The sequence below is a fragment of the Ruegeria sp. CDSB114 genome (assembly GCF_059611025.1).
This window is the reverse complement of record NZ_JBXWOT010000005.1, coordinates 12,482-27,820: the sequence shown is the minus strand read 5'-3', so window position 1 is coordinate 27,820 and position 15,339 is coordinate 12,482. Positions and strand designations below refer to the sequence as shown.

Below are 15,339 nucleotides of genomic sequence, written 5' to 3'. Positions count from 1 at the left end.
GCAGCCGGGGAATTGCAGTGGATCGCCTGTGCCGCCATAGTGCCCACAGTAAACTGACACCGATCACAAAAGGACGTTGCCATGACTTATCCGGATTTCATCACAGGATTCCCAAGCCTCGACGTGCCCTTCCCCGAAGATGTGGTGCAAACGGCCGTGATCAGATCAGACGCGGGGCTGGTGGCGTTTTTTACCTTTCTTCAGGATTTCGAACTGCCCCTTCATTCCCATCTGGCACAATGGGGAACTGTGGTCGAAGGTGAGATTGAGCTGACCATTGGCGATGAAACCAAGAGCTATGGCCCCGGTGACAGCTATTCGATCCCCGCAGGAGTGGAGCATGGCGGCAAGATCAAAGCCGGGTCGCGCGTCATTGATGTGTTCGAAGAACCGGACCGCTATCCGGTCAAAGGGTAAGCGATAACAAAAAAGGGCCGCAGCGGATCGCGCTGCAGCCCCCTTGTTTGATCCGCGCCCAGTATTAGTCGCGCAGCAGCTCGTTGATCCCGGTTTTCGAGCGGGTCTTTTCATCCACCCGTTTCACGATCACGGCGCAGTAGAGGTTGATGTTGTTCTTGGACGGCATCGAGCCCGCAACAACCACCGAATAGGGCGGAACTTCACCATAGGTGACCTCGCCGGTTTCGCGGTCGACGATCTTGGTCGATTTGCCAATGAACACGCCCATGCCCAGAACCGAGCCTTCGCGCACGATGCAGCCTTCGACCACTTCGGACCGCGCGCCGATAAAGCAGTTGTCTTCGATGATGGTCGGACCCGCCTGCATCGGTTCCAGAACGCCGCCGATCCCAACACCGCCCGACAGATGGACGTTCTTGCCGATCTGCGCGCATGAACCGACGGTGGCCCAAGTATCAACCATTGTGCCCTCGTCCACATAGGCACCCAGGTTCACAAATGACGGCATCAGAACCACGCCGGGCGCAATAAAGGCGGATTTGCGAACGACGCAATTCGGCACCGCGCGAAAGCCAGCGGCCCGCCATTGGTTTTCACCCCAACCCGCGAACTTGCTGTCCACCTTGTCCCACCAGCCGCCGTCCTGAGCGCCGCCGGTCTGGATTTCCATATCCTTGATGCGAAAGCCCAGCAGAACCGCTTTTTTCGCCCACTGGTTCACATGCCAGTCGCCGCTGTCTTGCTTTTCCGCGACCCGCAGCGACCCGCTGTCCAGCGCATTCAGCGTATCTTCGATCGCTTCGCGTGTCTCGCCGGTGGTGGCGGGGGTGATGGCATCTCGCGCCTCCCAGGCGGCTTCGATGGCGGCTTCCAGTTGCGCGTTGGACATTTGGCGGCTCCCTGCAGATTCTATTCACGCTTGTGTTGCCTATACGCAAGCGACGGACTGGCTGCAATGCGACGCTGAGCGCGCGCTTTGCGGCTGTTTGTTGCGGTTTCAGCCGGGCAGAGGGTCCGGTGAGATGTTTCCACCACAGATCAGCACCGCCACCCGTTCGCCCGGCTCTGGCGTGTAAGCCCCCGATAGCAGCGCAGCCAAGGCTGTTGCACCCGCTGGTTCCACCAGAACGCGATGCGCCCGCCACAAGGCCTGCTGCGCCTGCGCGATGGCCTCATCACTGACCAGAACCGATTGCACGCCCTGTGCCAGATCGAAACAAATCGAGCCGATCCGCCGCGCGCCCAGCGCATTTGCCGCAATGCCCGAGACGGACACATCCACCGGTTCTCCCGCCTGCAGGGCTGCATTCAGCGCGCAGGAGGTTTCCGGCTCAACCGCCACGACATTGCGCGTGCCTTGCAGCCAGGCCAGCGCCCCGGCGATCAGGCCGCCACCGCCCACCGCGATCAATACGGTATCGGCCTGCAGGCCCTGCGCCTCCCACTCGGCAAAGCAAGTGCCCTGTCCAGCAACGGTTGCAGGCGCGTCATAGGCATGGATCTGCATCGCGCCCGTGGCCTCCTCATGCGCCCGCGCGGCTGTCAAGGCGTTGGCATATTCACCCGGCATCACGCTCAAATCCGCGCCGGTCTGTTCGATCAGCGCGATCTTGGATGGCCCAGCCAGTTCGGGCACGAAAATCTTGGCCGGATAGCCCAGCGCCTGCGCGGCAAAGGCGGCCGCTGCGCCGTGATTGCCACCCGATGCGGCCACAACCCCGGCCTCGGGCACATCCGAACTGATCAGAGTGTTAAACGCCCCGCGCGCCTTGAAACTGCCGGTGTGCTGCATATGCTCCAGCTTCATTTCCACCGAATAATCCAGACCCAAGACACGGCTTTCCATGACTGGCGTCACTTGTGCATAGCCGGTTATGCGGTGCTGTGCCGCCAGTATTTCGCTCTTCCAATTCATTCTCATCTTTCCGTGACTGGCACTCTGCGCCCGAACCCTATAGCTGTTTGGAAAACACGCAAGCAGGGATCGTTACCCCATGAGAGAAGACCGCCTCAGCCCGTTTCGCGACGCGCAGACCGACCGTTCGACCGCAAGCGAGGTACCCGACACCCCGCAAACCCGCTCACCCGCCTATCGCCTTGCCTTTGCCGATGAGGATTTCCTGTGCCGGGACGAGCTGCGCCCGGTGCGCCTGCAGCTGGAACTGCTCAAGCCCGAGATGATCATGACCGAGCGTGAGATCACCTCGACCATCGTCATGTTCGGCGGCGCGCGTATCCCTGAGCCGTCACAGAAACACACCGCGCGGACACAAACGCTGGCCGGGCTGTCGGAATATTACGACGAGGCGCGTGAGTTCGCCCGTTTGATGACCGTGAAATCGAACGAGACCGGCGGGCGCGAAAATGTGATCGTCACCGGCGGTGGCCCCGGCGTGATGGAGGCTGGTAACCGCGGCGCGCAGGATGCGAACGGCTGTTCCATCGGCCTGAACATTGTGCTGCCGCATGAACAGGCACCGAACCTGTACGTTACGCCCGAGCTCAGCTTTAACTTCCACTATTTCGCCATCCGCAAGATGCATTTCCTGATGCGCGCCCGCGCCATCACCATCTTCCCCGGCGGCTTTGGCACCATGGATGAGCTGTTCGAGTCCCTGACCCTGATTCAAACCGGCCGTATGGAGCGTGTGCCCTTCCTGCTATTCGGTCGCGCGTTCTGGGAAAAGGTCATCAACTGGGAGGCGCTGGCCGACGCCGGCACCATCTCGGACGAGGATCTGGACCTGTTCCGGTTCGTCGATACCGCGCAAGAGGCGGTCGACATAATCGATAAATGGGAACCCACCCCGCCCCGTGACGAAATACCGGGGCGCTAAATGATGGGGCGCAAGACCGGCGAAATGCTGCATCTGCGGGGCAACGCACTGACCAAGGGCGAGCCCGTGGCCCTGCCCCTGACCCAAAGCAGTATGTTTCACCTGCCCGGCGCACCGGACGGGCATGATTTCTACGGTCGCGTCAACAACCCAACCTGGGAACATCTGGAACAGGTTCTCGCCCATCTTGAAGACGCCCCCTGCCTGGCTTTCCCGTCGGGCATGGCGGCGATCTCGGCCGCGTTGTTTGCCACGGTCAAAGCCGGGTCGCGCATCCTGATCCCGTCGGATGGCTATTACGTCACTCGCGTGCTGGCCGACCGATTTCTGTCTGGTCTGGGTGTCATCGTGACAGAACGCCCGACAACCGCCTTTTCCGAAGGCGGGTTCGACGGCATCGATGTGGTCTTTGTCGAAAGCCCCTCGAACCCTGGTCTGGATATGATGGACCTGCCAGCCATCGCGTCGTCCGTGCGCGCAGCTGGTGGGATCACCATTGCTGACAACACAACCATGACACCACTGGGCCAGCGTCCTTTGGATGTGGGCGTAGATATCGTCGTGTCCTCGGACACCAAGGCCATGGGTGGGCATTCCGATCTGCTGATGGGCCATGTGGCCAGCCGCAATACAGATGTCATGGAGCGGGTCGAGGAATGGCGGCGTGTCTCTGGCGCGATCCCCGGTCCGCACGAGGCTTGGTTGCTGCATCGTGGGCTGGAAACACTGGATGTTCGGTTCGACCGGATGTGCAGCTCGGCCCAGGTGTTGGCAGAACGGTTGGCGGCGCATCTGGCTGTGAAAGACATCCGCTATCCCGGCCTGCCGGGCGACCCATCCTACACCTTGGCACAGGCTCAGACCACGCGGTTCGGATTCCTGCTTTCGATCACGTTGGAAACCCAGGCCAAGGCCGAAACCTTCATCAACACCTGTCCAATGCTGCGCCCTGCGACGTCTTTTGGCGGCGTTCATAGCTCGGCCGAGCGCCGCGCCCGTTGGGGCGACGACGTTGACCCCGCTTTTGTCCGTCTGTCTGTGGGATGCGAGCCGGTGGTTGAGCTTTGGCAGGCAATCGATGCCAGCCTGAACGCGCTGTAATTACTTTTTGGGCGCGCGCAGCTCGGTGAACACGTAGATCGGCAGCACGACGCTGGCGATCAGCGCGCCCAGCCAGACCAGCAATGTCGCAGCCAGCAGGTTGGAAATTCCGCCAACCGTCAGCCCATTGGTCACCAGATCGGTCACAAGCAGGCCGACAAAGGTCACGATCAACGCGATCCCGCCTTTCAACGAAGGCGCCCTTTTCTCACCCAACTTCAGGATCAGCGGCTCGGCCACCACCTGCACCAGCGTGAAGACGATCACCACAACGATGAATGAAATCGGCTTGATTGCAAAACCGGTCAGTAGCAAAGCGGCCAACATTAACCCAATGGCATTGCCCGCCAGCAAGGCCAGAACCGATTTAAGTCTGCGCGTCATCGGCTGATCTCCGTCAATGAATAATATGAAACAGCCTGATAGTATCAGAGATTACGAAACTTGCGAACCGATTTAGCCACCGGTTCTTTTTGACCTGTTGAAATCACGTGATAAAATACCTTCATCATGATCAGCCCTTCCCCCATCCATGAGAGGTGAGATGAGCGACGATCCCTATGCCGCACTTGGCGTGGCCAAAGATGCCAGCGACGCTGAAATCAAAAAAGCGTATCGGCGTATTGCCAAGGAATGCCATCCGGACTTGAAACCCGGGGACGCCGAGGCCGAAGCCAAGTTCAAGGCCGCCGCCGCGGCCTATGATCTGTTGAAAGATCCTGAGACGCGCAAACGCTATGACAATGGTGAGATTGATGCCTCGGGACAGGAACGCCCGCAACAGCAATACTATCGCGATTACGCCGAAGCCGCCGGCAACCCCTATCGCGGGCAGGCGACGGACCCGGACGACATGTCGGATATATTTGCCGAATTCATGCGGGGTCGCGGCGGATTTGGTGGGCAAGGCGGCCGCGAGTTTCACGCGCCCGGCCACAATCTGAACTTCACGCTTCAGATCAGCTTTCTGGATGCGGTATTCGGCGCCAGCCAGAAGCTGACCCTGCCGGATGGGGACCGGATCGAAGTCAAGATACCCGCAGGGATCACAAGCGGTCAGACCATTCGCCTGCGGGGCAAGGGTGCCGCTGGCTATGGTGAGGGGCCGCGCGGCGATGCGCTGGTGACAGTATCGGTCGCGGATCATCCGGTATTCGACCGTCAGGGAAATGACATTCACATCACGCTGCCCATCACGATTGATGAGGCGGTGCTGGGCGGCAAAGTGGCGGCGCCCACGATCGATGGGGGTGTAAACGTGACCGTCCCGGCCGGAACCAGCAGCGGCAAAACCCTGCGCCTGCGGGGTAAGGGCGTCAAGAAGCGCGGCTCGGCCGAACGGGGCGACCAGTTGATCGAGCTGACCATTTCAATGCCCGATCAAATCGATGATGAGTTGAGGCAATTTATGGATTCATGGCGAGAAACCCACCGCTATGACCCACGCAAAGGAATGCCGTCATGACCCGCACCCTGACCGAAGAGGAACTGATCACCGCCGTAGCCCGGCTGACTTCGACCCGATTGACAGAATATCTGGCCGCCGAAATCGTGATCCCCGAACAAACAGATCACGGATTGGTCTATCACAGCCTCGACGTTGCCCGGCTGGAGTTGGCCTGCGAGTTGCACGACCAATACGAAATGGAGGCAGACGCAGTGTCGATGATGATTTCCCTGATCGACCAGATGCATGGGCTGCGCGCGGAGCTGCGCGAGGTCCTGAACGCCGTCGCAGCGCAGCCAGATCCGGTTCGTCAGCAGCTGATCAAAGTGATCGGCACCGCGAGATTCGGGTGAGAGCGGCCTAATTGTCGACTAGATATTCTTCGGGAACAAAGAATGTGTAATCTCGGTCGGCAACCGCCTCGTGGCAGTCGTGGCAATACGCAACTGCGTTGGCGCGATCCCCCATCGTGTCCCCAAACAATGACCCGTCCGGCATGACCATGATATAGCGCCAGTCAGCCGTAGCAGGGTTGGCGCCCTCGGCCAGTTTCTGCATGACGAACATCGCGCCGGGATGGCTTTTCCCCTCATCCGTAACGGTCACGCTGTCCTTGGCCAGCACAGACCCCACCGGAAGCTTTTCGCCTTCCGTCAGGGTTGCATAATTATACGCCATCCGGTTTGCATAGCTGTTCACAAATCGCCGACCATGGGTTTCAGATATATAGGGCGCATCGTTGAACAGCGGCCAGTTTTGGTAATTCAGAAGCAGATCCAACTGCGCTGCGGCATAGCCGCGTGCCATCCGGCGCTGCAACGAGTCATAAATTTCACGCGCGTCGTCCTTGGTCAGATCAGCCGGATTTTCGATAGCCAGATGAGCATCCTCATCATTTGACTGCGCAACAGCATCAGTTACGGCTACGGCCGCACAAGCCAAAACTAAAACAAAATTAAAGCACGGGATTTTCAATCGAAACATCATAAAGATAACCCAACTCGTAACCTGTTATGCCGCAATCGGCACACGGAGCTGAAATACAAGGTAGCCGCCGTGAACGAATTTGCCACATACCAGCCACCGAACTCACCCTATTGTGCGCAAGTGAGCCTGGTGCATCCACACCTAGCCAATGAAACATATCAAATTTTGCATTCGATAGACAGCGCCCCAAAAATTAATTTTGCGACGCCCTTCTATTCAGCCGCTTATCCGCGGTCGAGACCGGCCTCGGCCTCAATCTGCTTGCGCGATTTACGGGCGCGTTCGGTGGCCGATTTCAGCTGACCGCAGGCCGCCATAATGTCCTCGCCCCGCGTCTTGCGGATGGGCGAGGCATACCCGGCCTGATAGATGATATTGGCAAAAGCCCGAATACGATTGTTCGAGCTGCGCTTATACGGCGCGCCGGGCCATTCGTTGAACGGGATCAGATTGATCTTGGCCGGGATTTTGTGGCGCTTGATATGTTCGATCAGACGATGCGCATCCTCATCGCTGTCATTCACACCATCAAGCATCACGTATTCAAACGTAATCCGTTCCGAATTGGAAACCTTGGGATAGCTGGCCAAAGCCTGCAGCAACTCTTCGATATTCCAGCGTTTGTTGATCGGCACCAGCACATCGCGGACTTCATTGGTCGTCGCGTGGAACGAAATTGCCAGCAGGCAGCCAATTTCCTGCGCGGTACGCGCGATCTCGGGCACCACGCCCGATGTCGACAGGGTAATCCGGCGGCGAGACAGCGAGATACCTTCGGGGTCCATCGCGATTTTCATCGCGTCACGGACGTTCTCAAAATTGTAAAGAGGCTCGCCCATACCCATCAGAACGATGTTCGACAGCAGGCGGGTTTCGTCCTTGGGCGCACCCGGTACCGGCCACTCGTCAAGATCATCCCGCGCCATCATCACCTGACCGACAATTTCCGCCGCCGTCAGGTTGCGCACCAGTTTCTGCGTGCCTGTATGGCAGAAGGAACAAGTCAGCGTGCAACCGACCTGAGACGAGATACACAGCGTGCCGCGATCGTCCTCGGGAATATAGACCACCTCGACCTCATGGCCGCCAGCAATACGGACCAGATACTTGCGTGTGCCATCCTCGGACACCTGTCGGGTCACAACCTCGGGGATTTCGATCACGAAATGCTCGGCCAGCTGGGTGCGATAGGCTTTGGCCAGATTGGTCATTTCGGCAAAGTCGCGCACACCCCATTGGTAAATCCACTGCCAGATCTGGCCCGTGCGCATCTTGGCCTGTTTTTCAGGCGTGCCGTGTTCGATCAGGGTCTCGCGCAGGCGATCCCGGGTCAACCCGACAAGGTTCACCTTCCCCTCCGGCAATTTGCGGGGGATGGTCATGACGTCTTGAGTGATCGGCGCTTTGGGCGACATAGGTGGGTCTCGAAGATTCTGGCTTGGAATGCGCCTCTATATAGGACTGCGCGCAAAGATCAAAAGAATTCGTCGCGCCTAATTTGCAAAACGCAACAATTCGTCAATCCGCAAGCGCCCCAATTCAATCCGGCAAGAGGTGATACCAATGCCGGTTCCCGACCCGCCACCAAAAGACGCGCCGACCGCCTCGCACTGCGCATCACGATACCCGACCCAGGCGCTTTGCGCCGCCTCCATCGCAGGCGCCGCGCTTGTCCGTCCGGTCACCTCGTCCAACGCGTTGGCTGCATCCATGGCAAAGCCAAAACTATCGGTCAGCGCGGCCTCAACCCCCGCTTCCATACTGGCAACGCAAGATCCGATTTCGACTTGTGAACTTGCGTTCGTGCATTCCATTGCAGGATCCGCCACAGCCAACGTGGGGGTTAATACAGCCAGTATCACCAAACGCATGACATACTCCTCGAAGGGTCGTTAGACTAACGCGTTCAGCTTAGCACAGCGACGCCAGAGGTTACAAAAAACCGCGGGGGGATCAACCCCGCGGTCATTCGAACTCTTATGCCGCCCGGACGTTTCCAGGCCAGCCGTACTGGATCACGCACCTGCTGGTGGAATAAAGCAATCCTCGGCGTCCAGCGTTTTGACCGGATCGTTTGGCCCACATTGCTCTCCCGAAACCGGGTATGTCTCAGCGGATTTATCACAAGCGCTCAGCAATACGACGGCGGTCAGCACAAACAGGCCCAAAACTTTCTTCTGCATCGATGCTCTCCTTTTCTCTCTGCTTGAACCGATTAGTTCAGTATTTCAGAGCACGGAGCATTGACGCAGATCAAATTTATAGATGACGTTAAGTTAAGCTATGAAGGAGGGCGGTCCTATCCTGCGAAACTGGCACCACTTTGCAAGCCGGGCCACTGCCCGAGCGCTGGCGCGCTCAGTTGGTACAGCGTTTCTCGGCGTCGTCTAAAGCGGCTGTGAAGCCCAGCAATGAGAAAGTATCTTTGGTCTGAGTACCGCGTTCGGACCGGGCGGTCAGCACTGCTTCGGTACCGCTCTTCATGGCAGCGATTACTTTTTGGTCATCACCCTCTGACGCGGGCCAGGCCCATTCGCCTTCGGTGCTGAATTCGAAGCTGTTTCCGTCGATGGATACAGATACGGTCGATCCCGCGGCAAACGGATAGCCCCCGGTGAATGAGACGCGCCCCTTCACATCGGGATCAGGTCTGAACACGACAAACAGCAGGATGTCGCTGCGCCTTACCGAAACAACGCGCCCGCCGCGCGTGTTGACGGTTTCATCCGGCGTTGCAACGCTCCAGCATTCGGTTGGGTCCTTTTCCACAAACACACTCCAGTCGGTGTTTACGGATACTCTATTGGTGCTGTCTGCCTGCTGAGCGGTTGCAGCCGTTGTCATCCCTGCCACGCACAGGCCCGCGATTACGCGGACGAGCTTTGATCCCATCTGTCCAGCCTCCTAGCTCGACCTAATACCTCATACCCACCGGAATGGCTCGCGAACCCTGACGGTTCGTCTGTAAGTTGCGTCTTCCGGTGATTGCCGACATACACACACTATCGCAAGTTTCGCCATAGGCGAAAGGGCGGTTGGCAGTTTTTTGCGCATGTTTAGGAGGGTCCCGATGACGCAGCCTGTAGCAATGACCGAACTATGGCGGGGGCCTTTACTGGAAAGCCTGCATCTGGGACATGCGGTTATCTGTGATGACACGGGTCAGATCGTGCGCAGCTGGGGCGACCCGGAGGCGATAATCTACCCTCGGTCTTCGGCCAAGATGATACAGGCTCTGCCGTTGATTACATCGGGGGCGGCCGCGAAATACGGGCTGAACAGCGAGCATCTGGCATTGGCCTGTGCCTCGCATAACGGCGCGCATATTCACACAGACAGGGTAACGTCCTGGCTGGACCATCTGGGCCTGGCTGAACCCGATTTGCGCTGTGGGCCGCAAGAGCCTCAGGATATGGCGGCGCGCGACGGGCTGATACTTGCCGACGACACGCCCTGTCAGATCCATAACAACTGCTCGGGCAAACATTGCGGGTTTTTGACGGTAGCACAGCATATGGGCGCCGGGCCGGAATATCTTGAAATCGACCACCCGGTTCAACAGGCCTGTTTGTCCGCGCTGGAAGAAACCACCGGCGAAACCAGCTCCGGCTATGGCATCGATGGCTGTTCCGCCCCGAACTTTGCCACCTCGCTGGTGGGGATGGCACGGTCGATGGCGTGGTTTGCCTCAGCGGCGGACCGGTCGGACCGGGCCAGCGATGCAGCACAACACCTGACCGCGGCGATGATCAAACATCCCGAGCTGGTGGCCGGAGAGACGCGCGCCTGTACCGAGCTGATGCGCGCCATGAACGGGCGCGCCGCGATCAAGACCGGGGCCGAGGCCGTATTCATCGCCATCATCCCTGAAAAACGCATGGGCGTCGCGCTGAAGATCACCGATGGCGCCACCCGTGCCAGCGAATGCGCCATTGCTGCCATTCTGGTCAGCCTCGGCGTACTGGAGGCCGATCACCCGGCCACCCGCACCTTTATGAACGCCACGCAATACAGCCGTCGCGGGCTGGAATGTGGCGTGATCCGACCCGCGCCGGGATTCCCCGGCTAGGGCGGCTACATCTCAATCTCGTGAATCTCGGCCACCTCGACCGAGCCTGACCCGTTCACGACCATGGGGCACCCCTTGGCCATCTCGTTGGCGGCGTCGATGCTGTCGGCCTTGATCACGGTAAAGCCGGATACCGGGTTGGCACCGCCATTGTCGACCACACCGCCCGAGCTGACGGTATAGGACTGGCCCACCGGGTTGCCGGGTATTTCCAGCGCCGGGCCCATATTCTGAAACCACGCGCCCCAGGCGGCCATGGTTGCTTCGACTTCGGCCGGGTCCGATGGCGTGGTCCCGCCGTGATAGACAAACAGAAACTGTGGCATTTCTTTCCTCCCAGATGAAAACTTATTGCACCAGACCGGCCAGCTTGTTCAGCGTCGAGGTCCAGCCTTTCTCGTGGTTTGCGGCAATCTCGTCATCGCCCAGGTCGCGGTGATCGACCACCAGCCGAGCGCCGCTGCCTGCGGCTTCGATCCGCAGCGTTACATGGCTTTCGGCCCCGCGCTGATCCTGATCGTCATGCCAGCCCCAGGTGAAGCCAACCGAATTGGGCCGATCGACATGGGTCACATGGCCCGAGACCTTGAACCGCTGGCCCTCGCCATTCTGCATGACCGAATACCACGGACCAACGCGCGAAAAATCGAGAGTATGTTCGGGCACATGCACCCCTTCGGGGCCCCACCATTGCAACAGCCGTTCTGCGACACTGATCCACGCAAACAGATCCTCTGGCGGTATCGGGAACGTGCGCTCCAGCTTTAGATCGGCCATGAGGTATCCCTTTCAATAGCATCGCCCAGACGATCCAGACTGCTTTCCCAGAATTGTCGTTTCGAAATGGTCCACTCCGCGATCGCGTACAGACCTTCGGGGCGGATCGAATACATCCGCTGGGTGCCCTGCACCCGTTGCCGAACCAGCCCGGCCTCACGCAAAACCTTCAGGTGACGCGAGACCGCAGCACCTGACATACCGCGCCCTTCGATCAGATCGCCTACGGGCTGCTCTCCGTCCTGCATCAACTGTTCAACGATGGAAAACCGCGTGGCGTCGGACAAGGCGGAGAATGTGGTCAGAAGCGTACTCATGACCACTGTTTAACATTTTTGTTAAATAAAGGGAAGCCCCGGCTTTCAGGCTTGGGAAAATTCCTGCCGCGCATAGCCCTGCAGATACAAAAGCGCGGTCAAATCGCCATGGTTGACGCGCATTTCGCATTGTTCCGCGACCGAAGGCTTTGCATGCAGCGCAACCCCGGTTCCGGCCCGGCCCAACATACCCAGATCATTTGCCCCGTCACCCACAGCGATCACATCGTTTTCGGACAGGCCCAGACGCTTGGTAATCTGTTCCAGCGCGTCGACTTTGGCCTGTCGTCCCAGAATCGGTCGCTGCACATCGCCGGTCAGCTTGCCGTTTTCGGCCAGCAGAGTGTTGGCACGGTTTTCGTCAAACCCCAATTCACTGCCCACCTTGGCAGTAAACGCCGTGAACCCGCCCGAGACCAGCGCCGCATAGCCGCCATTGGCGCGCATCGTCGCGACCAGCTCCTTGCCGCCGGGCATCAAGGTGATGCGTTCGGCCAGCACCTTGCCGATCACCGCCTCATCCAACCCTTTCAGCAACCCGACCCGTTCGGTCAGCGCGCCTTCGAAATCCAATTCGCCATTCATTGCGCGGGCTGTGATGTCCTTGACGCGGTCGCCGACACCAGCCTCATCCGCCAATTCGTCGATGCATTCCTGCTGGATCATGGTGCTGTCCATATCCGCCAACAGCATCTTTTTGCACCGCCCCTCGGCGGGCTGCACGATCAGGTCAACACCAAGCTTCTGCAAATCACCCCAGACATCCCACTGGTTGCCCGGAAGGTCCTGCACCGCGAACTCTGCCGCCTCATCCGGGCTGAGCCAGATGATCTCGGCCCCGCCCCAGGCATTCCGCAGCGACTCGACCAGCGCCAAATCCAGCGCGCGCGTTTCGGGATTGGTCAACAGGGTGGCAACATACATAGTCTATCTCCGGCGAATTCACCTGCGATTAACGCAGATAGCCCCCGATCGCCAGAAGACAGTTTGTCCGCAGCAACCTCTGGCACATCATGCGGACAGAACGGCGACCGATTGCGCCATTCAGGGCTTTACCAGCACGCCATTCCAAGACAGATTCGCCAGGACTGGACAGAAAGGAACTCGGTAAATGGGCAACCCGCTTTACGATCGCTTGTTTAGCATTCACGCGGGCAAAGAGACGCCTTTCCTGCATCTGCCCAACGGTCAGGTGCTGACCCATTCTGATTTCTTGGACATGGCATCTCGGTTGGCCAATACCCTAATCGGCTTTGAGCTCGAACCCGGACAACGCGTTGCGGTTCAGGTGGAAAAGTCGCCCGAAGCGCTTGCGCTGTTTGCTGCTTGTGTGCAGACCGGTCTGGTTTTTCTGCCACTCAACACTGCCTATACGGTCAGCGAACTGAGCTATTTCATCGAAAACAGCGGCGCTGCGCTGGTGGTCTGCGATGATGTGAATAAGGCTGGTCTGGCACCCGTCGCCGCCGCCCAGAAGGCGCGGCTTGAAACGCTAAACGCTGATGGATCCGGCAGCCTGATGCGGCGTGCTCTGGGTATGCTGCCTGCTTTCGAGCCGGTCAACCGCACCGAGGATGATCTGGCCGCCTTCCTGTACACGTCCGGCACGACCGGCCGATCCAAGGGCGCGATGCTGTCACAGGCCAATCTGCTGTCGAATGCCGAAACATTGGTACGGGAATGGCGGTTTACCGACGATGACGTGTTGCTGCATGCTCTGCCAATCTTTCACACTCATGGGCTGTTCGTGGCAACCAACGTGGTACTGGCTTCGGGCGGGTCGATGATCTTTCTGCCGAAATTCGATCTGGATGAGGTACTGCGGCATTTGCCTGATGCAACCGCGATGATGGGGGTTCCGACCTTCTACACCCGTCTGTTGGATGACGACCGGTTCACCGGCGATCTGGCACGTCATATGCGGCTGTTCATCTCGGGCTCGGCCCCAATGCTGGCCGAAACGCATCAGCAGTTTGAGGCCCGCACCGGGCACCGCATTCTTGAACGCTACGGTATGACCGAGACCAACATGAACACCTCGAACCCCTATGACGGTGAACGCCGCGCCGGATCCGTGGGGTTCCCCTTGCCGGGCGTTGAGCTCAAAGTGACCGACTCTGAGACGGGTGAAACCTTGCCACAGGGCGAAATCGGCATGATCGAGGTGCGTGGCCCCAACGTCTTTCAGGGCTATTGGGAAATGCCCGAGAAGACCGCAGCAGAGTTGCGCGAGGACGGGTTCTTTATCACCGGCGACCTTGGACGTGTGGACGCGGACGGCTATGTCCATATCGTCGGACGCGGCAAGGACCTGATCATCTCGGGCGGGTACAACATCTATCCCAAAGAGGTCGAACTGGTGCTGGACGACCAGCTCGGTGTTCTGGAAAGCGCAGTTATCGGCGTGCCCCATCCGGATTTCGGCGAAACCGTGTTAGGCCTGTTGGTAGCCGAACCAAACAAGTCGCCCGACCTCGAGGCCATCATGGCAAGCGCACAGACCCAACTGGCGCGATTCAAACATCCCCGCAAGCTGATAGTGCTGAACGAATTGCCGCGCAATACGATGGGCAAAGTGCAAAAAAACGCGCTACGCGAAGCTTACAAAGACCTGTTTACCGAAGACTAGGTCTCAGCGGCGCGCGCCCCTGTGCGGTCAGCAACCAGCAATCACGGCCCTCGAACACGGCAGTGGCCAACGGATGACCATAGCCCGCGCCCGCATCCAAATTGATCCGATTGCCGCAATGTTCCGCCGCATCCACAGGGGTGTGACCATGCACGATCAGCCAGGGGTGCGGGCCAGATTCAACCAAAAATTCCTGCCGTATCCAAACCAGGTCATCTTCGGATTGCTGCGACAGTGGAAGACCGGGCCTGATGCCAGCGTGGACGAACAGCAGCTCATCCTCTTGATGGTAAACTGGCAAAGCGTTGATGAAATCCAGATGTGCTGGCGGTACGGCGGCACAGGCCCGTTCATGGACCTGATAGATGCGGTCATTGTCCGTGACTTCCACCCCGTAGGAGGCCAGCGTTTCCCGACCACCCAGCCGTGGGTTCAGCCAGCTCAGCGTGACGGGTAGTTGCTTATCTGCAATTTCGCGCTCTTGCACGAAGCGAGCCATCATACGGTCGTGGTTGCCCTTGACCATGACCCAGTTGCGCCCCGCCTTTTGGCCTTCGATCAGCAGGTCCAGCACGGCGCGGCTGTTCGGGCCTCGGTCGACATAGTCACCCAGAAACACAATCTTTGCATCTGGCCCGCCATCTGCCTCGATCCGCGACAGCGCAACCTGCAGCATGCCGAGCTGGCCGTGGATGTCACCGATTGCATAAATTGGCGAGGACATGGAAAACCCTAAATCAACAGGAACACCCTGC

General features: G+C 59.0%; 20 protein-coding genes. 7 read left to right on the top strand and 13 right to left on the bottom strand.

The window, feature by feature from the left end; translation table 11 throughout:
• The first annotated feature begins 81 nt into the window (after positions 1–81).
• Positions 82–417 carry a cupin domain-containing protein gene (locus AC2FIP_RS13140; protein ID WP_142637196.1) on the top strand — a complete coding sequence of 112 codons (336 nt, stop codon included), beginning with the start codon at positions 82–84 and terminating at the stop codon, positions 415–417.
• A gap of 64 nt (positions 418–481) precedes the next feature.
• On the opposite strand, the gene dapD is transcribed toward AC2FIP_RS13140, so the two are convergent.
• Together dapD and AC2FIP_RS13130 are read right to left on the bottom strand one after the other, a co-directional pair.
• Entirely contained in the window at positions 482–1,309 is an 828-nt protein-coding gene (gene dapD / locus AC2FIP_RS13135) for a 2,3,4,5-tetrahydropyridine-2,6-dicarboxylate N-succinyltransferase (RefSeq protein ID WP_271949578.1), read from the bottom strand.
• A 108-nt stretch (positions 1,310–1,417) separates the two neighbouring features.
• Positions 1,418–2,335, bottom strand: a complete 918-nt coding sequence (locus tag AC2FIP_RS13130; RefSeq protein WP_496786756.1) for a threonine/serine dehydratase — start codon at positions 2,333–2,335, stop codon at positions 1,418–1,420.
• A gap of 79 nt (positions 2,336–2,414) precedes the next feature.
• Here AC2FIP_RS13130 and AC2FIP_RS13125 point away from each other — a divergent pair, with 79 nt between their 5' ends.
• Positions 2,415–3,257, top strand: a complete 843-nt coding sequence (locus tag AC2FIP_RS13125) for an LOG family protein (RefSeq protein WP_496786754.1) — start codon at positions 2,415–2,417, stop codon at positions 3,255–3,257.
• Positions 3,258–4,358, top strand: a complete 1,101-nt coding sequence (locus tag AC2FIP_RS13120; RefSeq protein WP_496786752.1) for a cystathionine gamma-lyase — start codon at positions 3,258–3,260, stop codon at positions 4,356–4,358.
• Here AC2FIP_RS13120 and AC2FIP_RS13115 read toward each other — a convergent pair whose 3' ends face one another.
• Positions 4,359–4,742, bottom strand: coding sequence for a hypothetical protein (locus AC2FIP_RS13115; protein ID WP_496750331.1), 384 nt, complete (start codon positions 4,740–4,742; stop codon positions 4,359–4,361). It lies immediately after the preceding gene.
• A gap of 160 nt (positions 4,743–4,902) precedes the next feature.
• Here AC2FIP_RS13115 and AC2FIP_RS13110 point away from each other — a divergent pair, with 160 nt between their 5' ends.
• Both AC2FIP_RS13110 and AC2FIP_RS13105 read left to right on the top strand, forming a co-directional pair.
• Positions 4,903–5,823, top strand: coding sequence for a DnaJ C-terminal domain-containing protein (locus AC2FIP_RS13110; protein WP_496786749.1), 921 nt, complete (start codon positions 4,903–4,905; stop codon positions 5,821–5,823).
• Entirely contained in the window at positions 5,820–6,158 is a 339-nt protein-coding gene (locus tag AC2FIP_RS13105) for a hypothetical protein (RefSeq protein ID WP_496786747.1), read from the top strand. Before AC2FIP_RS13110 ends, AC2FIP_RS13105 begins: the two co-directional genes overlap by 4 nt.
• 7 nt (positions 6,159–6,165) lie before the next feature.
• Here AC2FIP_RS13105 and AC2FIP_RS13100 read toward each other — a convergent pair whose 3' ends face one another.
• The 5 genes from AC2FIP_RS13100 to AC2FIP_RS13080 all read right to left on the bottom strand — a co-directional run bounded on the left by AC2FIP_RS13100 (position 6,166) and on the right by AC2FIP_RS13080 (position 9,684).
• Positions 6,166–6,789 (bottom strand): cytochrome P460 family protein, encoded by a 624-nt coding sequence (locus AC2FIP_RS13100; RefSeq protein ID WP_496786745.1) that lies wholly within the window; start codon positions 6,787–6,789, stop codon positions 6,166–6,168.
• Positions 6,790–7,016: 227 nt separating this feature from the next.
• Positions 7,017–8,207 (bottom strand): dual-specificity RNA methyltransferase RlmN, encoded by a 1,191-nt coding sequence (gene rlmN, locus AC2FIP_RS13095; RefSeq protein WP_142637213.1) that lies wholly within the window; start codon positions 8,205–8,207, stop codon positions 7,017–7,019.
• Positions 8,208–8,285: 78 nt separating this feature from the next.
• Entirely contained in the window at positions 8,286–8,663 is a 378-nt protein-coding gene (locus tag AC2FIP_RS13090) for a lysozyme inhibitor LprI family protein (RefSeq protein WP_496713319.1), read from the bottom strand.
• A 144-nt stretch (positions 8,664–8,807) separates the two neighbouring features.
• A complete protein-coding gene (locus AC2FIP_RS13085; RefSeq protein ID WP_185956689.1) occupies positions 8,808–8,975 on the bottom strand; it encodes a hypothetical protein in 168 nt (55 codons plus the stop codon).
• A gap of 175 nt (positions 8,976–9,150) precedes the next feature.
• Positions 9,151–9,684 (bottom strand): invasion associated locus B family protein, encoded by a 534-nt coding sequence (locus tag AC2FIP_RS13080; protein ID WP_496697518.1) that lies wholly within the window; start codon positions 9,682–9,684, stop codon positions 9,151–9,153.
• Positions 9,685–9,862: 178 nt separating this feature from the next.
• On the opposite strand from AC2FIP_RS13080, the gene AC2FIP_RS13075 reads away from it, so the two are divergent.
• Entirely contained in the window at positions 9,863–10,861 is a 999-nt protein-coding gene (locus AC2FIP_RS13075; protein WP_496786741.1) for an asparaginase, read from the top strand.
• A 5-nt stretch (positions 10,862–10,866) separates the two neighbouring features.
• Here the strand turns inward: AC2FIP_RS13075 and AC2FIP_RS13070 are convergent, their stop codons facing one another.
• From AC2FIP_RS13070 to serB, 4 genes are read right to left on the bottom strand one after another with little or no spacing between them, the layout of a single operon-like run.
• Positions 10,867–11,187, bottom strand: a complete 321-nt coding sequence (locus AC2FIP_RS13070; RefSeq protein ID WP_496677859.1) for a YciI family protein — start codon at positions 11,185–11,187, stop codon at positions 10,867–10,869.
• A gap of 22 nt (positions 11,188–11,209) precedes the next feature.
• On the bottom strand, positions 11,210–11,638 hold the full coding sequence (locus AC2FIP_RS13065) for an SRPBCC family protein (protein WP_496786739.1): 429 nt from the start codon (positions 11,636–11,638) through the stop codon (positions 11,210–11,212).
• On the bottom strand, positions 11,626–11,955 hold the full coding sequence (locus AC2FIP_RS13060) for an ArsR/SmtB family transcription factor (protein WP_496786736.1): 330 nt from the start codon (positions 11,953–11,955) through the stop codon (positions 11,626–11,628). Before AC2FIP_RS13060 ends, AC2FIP_RS13065 begins: the two co-directional genes overlap by 13 nt.
• A gap of 45 nt (positions 11,956–12,000) precedes the next feature.
• The gene (serB, locus tag AC2FIP_RS13055) at positions 12,001–12,879 is read right to left on the bottom strand and encodes a phosphoserine phosphatase SerB (protein WP_496786733.1); all 879 of its coding nucleotides are present in this window, start codon (positions 12,877–12,879) and stop codon (positions 12,001–12,003) included.
• 187 nt (positions 12,880–13,066) lie between these two features.
• On the opposite strand from serB, the gene AC2FIP_RS13050 reads away from it, so the two are divergent.
• Positions 13,067–14,584, top strand: a complete 1,518-nt coding sequence (locus AC2FIP_RS13050; RefSeq protein WP_496677863.1) for a malonate--CoA ligase — start codon at positions 13,067–13,069, stop codon at positions 14,582–14,584.
• On the opposite strand, the gene AC2FIP_RS13045 is transcribed toward AC2FIP_RS13050, so the two are convergent.
• Positions 14,571–15,308: a metallophosphoesterase family protein gene (locus AC2FIP_RS13045; protein WP_282021998.1), complete on the bottom strand. Its 738-nt coding sequence runs from the start codon at positions 15,306–15,308 to the stop codon at positions 14,571–14,573. The two genes, AC2FIP_RS13050 and AC2FIP_RS13045, sit on opposite strands and share 14 nt — an antisense overlap.
• Positions 15,309–15,339 lie beyond the last annotated feature (31 nt).

Bases quoted from the DNA above. Each gene is read 5' to 3' on its own strand.
- AC2FIP_RS13140 (WP_142637196.1), top strand. From the start codon at position 82: ATGACTTATCCGGATTTCATCACAGGATTCCCAAGCCTCGACGTGCCC.
- dapD (WP_271949578.1), bottom strand. From the start codon at position 1,309: ATGTCCAACGCGCAACTGGAAGCCGCCATCGAAGCCGCCTGGGAGGCG.
- AC2FIP_RS13130 (WP_496786756.1), bottom strand. From the start codon at position 2,335: ATGAATTGGAAGAGCGAAATACTGGCGGCACAGCACCGCATAACCGGC.
- AC2FIP_RS13125 (WP_496786754.1), top strand. From the start codon at position 2,415: ATGAGAGAAGACCGCCTCAGCCCGTTTCGCGACGCGCAGACCGACCGT.
- AC2FIP_RS13120 (WP_496786752.1), top strand. From the start codon at position 3,258: ATGATGGGGCGCAAGACCGGCGAAATGCTGCATCTGCGGGGCAACGCA.
- AC2FIP_RS13115 (WP_496750331.1), bottom strand. From the start codon at position 4,742: ATGACGCGCAGACTTAAATCGGTTCTGGCCTTGCTGGCGGGCAATGCC.
- AC2FIP_RS13110 (WP_496786749.1), top strand. From the start codon at position 4,903: ATGAGCGACGATCCCTATGCCGCACTTGGCGTGGCCAAAGATGCCAGC.
- AC2FIP_RS13105 (WP_496786747.1), top strand. From the start codon at position 5,820: ATGACCCGCACCCTGACCGAAGAGGAACTGATCACCGCCGTAGCCCGG.
- AC2FIP_RS13100 (WP_496786745.1), bottom strand. From the start codon at position 6,789: ATGTTTCGATTGAAAATCCCGTGCTTTAATTTTGTTTTAGTTTTGGCT.
- rlmN (WP_142637213.1), bottom strand. From the start codon at position 8,207: ATGTCGCCCAAAGCGCCGATCACTCAAGACGTCATGACCATCCCCCGC.
- AC2FIP_RS13090 (WP_496713319.1), bottom strand. From the start codon at position 8,663: ATGCGTTTGGTGATACTGGCTGTATTAACCCCCACGTTGGCTGTGGCG.
- AC2FIP_RS13085 (WP_185956689.1), bottom strand. From the start codon at position 8,975: ATGCAGAAGAAAGTTTTGGGCCTGTTTGTGCTGACCGCCGTCGTATTG.
- AC2FIP_RS13080 (WP_496697518.1), bottom strand. From the start codon at position 9,684: ATGGGATCAAAGCTCGTCCGCGTAATCGCGGGCCTGTGCGTGGCAGGG.
- AC2FIP_RS13075 (WP_496786741.1), top strand. From the start codon at position 9,863: ATGACGCAGCCTGTAGCAATGACCGAACTATGGCGGGGGCCTTTACTG.
- AC2FIP_RS13070 (WP_496677859.1), bottom strand. From the start codon at position 11,187: ATGCCACAGTTTCTGTTTGTCTATCACGGCGGGACCACGCCATCGGAC.
- AC2FIP_RS13065 (WP_496786739.1), bottom strand. From the start codon at position 11,638: ATGGCCGATCTAAAGCTGGAGCGCACGTTCCCGATACCGCCAGAGGAT.
- AC2FIP_RS13060 (WP_496786736.1), bottom strand. From the start codon at position 11,955: ATGAGTACGCTTCTGACCACATTCTCCGCCTTGTCCGACGCCACGCGG.
- serB (WP_496786733.1), bottom strand. From the start codon at position 12,879: ATGTATGTTGCCACCCTGTTGACCAATCCCGAAACGCGCGCGCTGGAT.
- AC2FIP_RS13050 (WP_496677863.1), top strand. From the start codon at position 13,067: ATGGGCAACCCGCTTTACGATCGCTTGTTTAGCATTCACGCGGGCAAA.
- AC2FIP_RS13045 (WP_282021998.1), bottom strand. From the start codon at position 15,308: ATGTCCTCGCCAATTTATGCAATCGGTGACATCCACGGCCAGCTCGGC.